Raw genomic sequence first — 3,758 nt, forward strand, 5'->3', positions numbered from 1 at the left:
CCTGATCAACCCGGCTTTTGCGGGAGCAGGACAAGGTTTAAAACTGAACGGTGCCTATCGAAAACTCTGGAGCAATGTACCAGGCTCACCCTTAACCCAGAACCTTACAGCCGATTATGGCTTTAACAAAGTTGGACTAGGTTTAACGGTGAACAACGAAAGTGCGGGTTTGCAAAGACAGACCAGGGTAGTGGGCAGTTATGCTTATCACCTGAAGCTGAACGACAACAACCATCAGCTGCATTTTGGGGTATCCCTGGGTTTTATGAGCCAGCGCTTAGAAAATGCAGACATTTATGGCAATCCTAACGATCCGACAGTAGGGCAGTACAATGACCGTAAAACTTACCTGGATGGGGATTTTGGCGTAGCTTATACTTCAGGTAAGCTGAACGTCCAGGCGGCCATCCCCAACCTGAAAAGTGTATTGAAAAAGGATGTGATCAAGCTGGCTGATGTGGCTACCTTTTATACGGCGGTAAGTTATAAGATCGGGATCAGCGAAGGTGCTGAAGGTATGGATGTAGAGCCAAAGGTAGCCTACAGGGGTGTAAAAGGTTTTGACAACATCTGGGATGCAGGTGCACAGTTTGGTATTGCCAATAAGCAGGTATTTTTGCTGGCCATGTACCATAGCACCAGGAATGCAACCTTTGGTTTAGGCATGGACTTTAGAAAGAAATACCTGATCAGCGGAACCTATACTACGCAGACTTCGGCTTTAAGCAGCTATACCAATGGCAGTTTTGAACTGAACCTGAGGTTGAACCTGAGTAAATAATAACTAATTCTTTTTAACGCTTATTGAAATTTAAAACACTAAGCTGTGTAAATTGAATGGTCTGTGATGAGTTAAAACGGCGCATACTTTTAAAAACAGGATTGACTACGATTACTTCAGGTGATTGTGTAAAAATTGCGGGGAAGATTAATCAGCGCCTGGATAGACGGGTTAGTATCACCACCTTAAAAAGAGTGTTTGGGTTTGCAAAAACCAAACACTCTTTTTCTAAATATACACTGGCAGCATTAGTTGATTATGTAAATTCAGAAGACTTTGTTCTATCTATTGAATCAGGCTCGGCTAAGCCTGCTTTTTCAGCAGTACTTGATAACCAGATAAGCTTGCATCCAAAGCAACTGGTTTTGGAAGCATTGGAAAAGCTTTTAAAATATGATCAGGAATCTTTACCACTTATTGATCGGGGAATACACCTAGGGGTGGTTTATACAAAGGACCTGATCTACTTTCTTACCCACGATGATACAAGGCATGGCACATTGTTTCATAAACTCAATTTCGACTTATGCACTGCAACAGCTATTATTATTCATAGAAAATGAAGTTAAATTTTATTTAATGAGCACAATAGTCAATACATTTGTGCGCAATATAAAACCTTAACAAAAAAACAATGAGCAGTAACGAACCGATATCCCATAATGTGTATTTTGATGGCAATGTTCAAAGCCTTGGCCTGCAAACCGAAAAAGGCAAGGCAACACTTGGTGTAATGAAAAAAGGTAGCTATACCTTTTCAACTTCGTCACCGGAAGAAATGATTATAGTGGCGGGTGTAATGAATGTTAAATTAGACGATAGCGGATTCAAGGCTTATCATGCCCAGGATAAATTTGAAGTAGCAGCGGGTACTTCTTTTGATATTATTTGTGATGTGGATGTGGCTTATCTGTGTTATTACGGGTAGTCATCTTCAATACTCCTTTTTATAGTATTCTTGCAACTTTTAAAAAGCTATTAATATACACAGTGCTGGTACCGCTTGTAACTTTTAAATGTTTTATCGTAAGCGTTGGAGCAGTTGTACCTGTTACAATTACGCCTTTAATTACTACACCACCTGTTTGACTTGATATCGTTTGAAAGACCGAAGAGGCAGCTGTGTTAAATGCAGTTATGCGTAGTGTTTTAGATGCTGTTGTTGTAGCTGAACCTGTTATCTGCGCCTCGATACTGGCACCGGTAACATTACTTAAATTAACTCCGTAATTGGTGCCAGTTGTAACATTGCTTGTACCTGTTGATAATACTGCTTCAAACTCATAAGTAGTACTTGCTGCAAGGACAAGAGACAGGCCAGTTATATCTGCCAAACTCGTACTTGAGGTCGTTGCGTTACTACTTGTTACTCTGGCATAGGTGGGAGTTGCTCCTTGTACAAATGCGGTAGTGGCTAATTGAGTAGTATTAGTCCCAAATACTGCAGTGGGTGAAATTGGCGTACCAGTTAATGACGGAGAGGCCAATGGTGCTTTTAAGGCATTATCCGCATCAAGTTCAGCTATTGCAGCCTGAACATTTGTGGCGGTAATGGATCCAGTTGCTGTAGATATGACAGTTGTTGCGGTCTGATCACCTGTGTTGTTTCCAGATAAATTGGCTACCGCTCCATTTGCAAGCATAACATTTGTTATTGCTCCATTCGCTATTGAAGTGGCGTTCCCAACCGAAGTAACAACTCCTGATAAGTTGGCATTTGTACTCACATTACCAGCTGTTAAACCAGCAGCAGTACCGGTAATATTGGTTCCGATCAATGTGGTTGGGGTACCAAGATTCGGGGTTACCAATGTTGGTGAAATGGCGAAAACAGCAGACCCCGTACCGGTTTCATCACTTAAAGCTCCTGCCAACCCTGCTGAATTGGTCAGTGTATTTTGTTTATCTGCTACTGATATTGAAGCTGTTGCATCTGCATAAGCAGTAGTCGCAAGTTGGGTATTGTTGGTTCCTGGAGTTGCGGTTGGGGCAGTTGGTATTCCAGTTAAAGCTGGAGAGACAAGGTTGGCTTTCAAGGCGTTAGTTCCGGTAAGTTTGCCTATGGCCAACAGGATGTTATCTGTTGCTGCCGGTGTTCCGGCTGCTGTATTTAAGCCTGTAAGTACTTTGCCTATAACTGCAGCGTTTGTTACGGTAGCAGCATTGCCTGTTGAATTGACTTCTCCTGTTAGATTTGCATTGGTGGTAACGGTACTTGAAGTAGTTGCTGTAGCTGCATTGCCGGTAATGCTGCCAGCTATTGGATTGGTTACGGTTAAGTTTGTTAAGGTTCCAACCGAAGTTAACGACGAGCTTATTATTGTTGCAGGCAATGCTGTTCCGGTAAGTCCGGAAGCCGCGGCTGCAATTGTAATATTTCCTGTTCCGTCGAAAGATACACCATTAATTGTTCTTGATGTTGCAAGTTTAGTAGCTGTGGCGGCGTTACCTGTTACACTACCTGCAATTGGATTGGTAACTGTTAGCCCTATTAAGGTTCCCACTGAAGTAATGACGGGTTGAGCAGCATTTGTTACAGTAGCCGCGGTTCCCGTTACGCTGCCTGCAATTGGATTAGTAACGGTCAAACCTGTTAAAGTACCTACTGAGGTAATAGCTGGTTGAGCCGCATTGGTTATCGTTGCAGCACTCCCTGTTAAATTCCCTGTGATTGGGTTGGTAACAGTTAATTCAGTTAAAGTTCCTACAGATGTTAATGAGGAGTTAACGATGCTTGCCGGCAAGGTTGTACCGGTAAGGCCTGCTGCTGCAACTGGGATGGTCACGTCTTCTGTTCCGTCGAAAGATACGCCATTGATTGTTCTTGATGTTACAAGTTTAGTAGCTGTGGCGGCGTTGCCGTTAATGCTACCTGAGATTGGATTGGTAACTGTCAAGCCGGTCAAGGTTCCTACCGAGGTAATAGTCGGTTGAGCAGCATTAGTCACTGTAGCTGCTGTTCCTGTAATGCTTCCTA

4 protein-coding genes are annotated in these 3,758 nt (G+C 42.9%); 3 read left to right on the forward strand and 1 reads right to left on the reverse strand.

Translation table 11 applies throughout. The features are described from left to right. The 3 genes from R2Q85_RS24370 to R2Q85_RS24380 all read left to right on the forward strand — a co-directional run. Nucleotides 1–781 (forward strand): type IX secretion system membrane protein PorP/SprF (locus R2Q85_RS24370; RefSeq protein ID WP_316814418.1); only part of this gene is annotated, 781 nt, incomplete at its 5' end. A gap of 101 nt (nt 782–882) precedes the next feature. After that, a complete protein-coding gene (locus tag R2Q85_RS24375) occupies nt 883–1,344 on the forward strand; it encodes a hypothetical protein (protein WP_316814419.1) in 462 nt (153 codons plus the stop codon). 71 nt (nt 1,345–1,415) lie between these two features. Then, a complete protein-coding gene (locus tag R2Q85_RS24380) occupies nt 1,416–1,709 on the forward strand; it encodes a pyrimidine/purine nucleoside phosphorylase (protein WP_316814420.1) in 294 nt (97 codons plus the stop codon). A 19-nt stretch (nt 1,710–1,728) separates the two neighbouring features. Here the strand turns inward: R2Q85_RS24380 and R2Q85_RS24385 are convergent. Further along, nucleotides 1,729–3,758: hypothetical protein (locus R2Q85_RS24385; protein ID WP_316814421.1), on the reverse strand; the 2,030-nt coding region annotated here is incomplete at its 5' end.

The sequence above is a fragment of the Pedobacter heparinus genome (genome assembly GCF_032678725.1).
Classification (GTDB): Bacteria; Bacteroidota; Bacteroidia; order Sphingobacteriales; family Sphingobacteriaceae; genus Pedobacter; species Pedobacter heparinus_A.

What these genes read in the sequence shown, in the direction of transcription:
- R2Q85_RS24380 (WP_316814420.1), top strand. Translation starts at nt 1,416, where the DNA reads ATGAGCAGTAACGAACCGATATCCCATAATGTGTATTTTGATGGCAAT.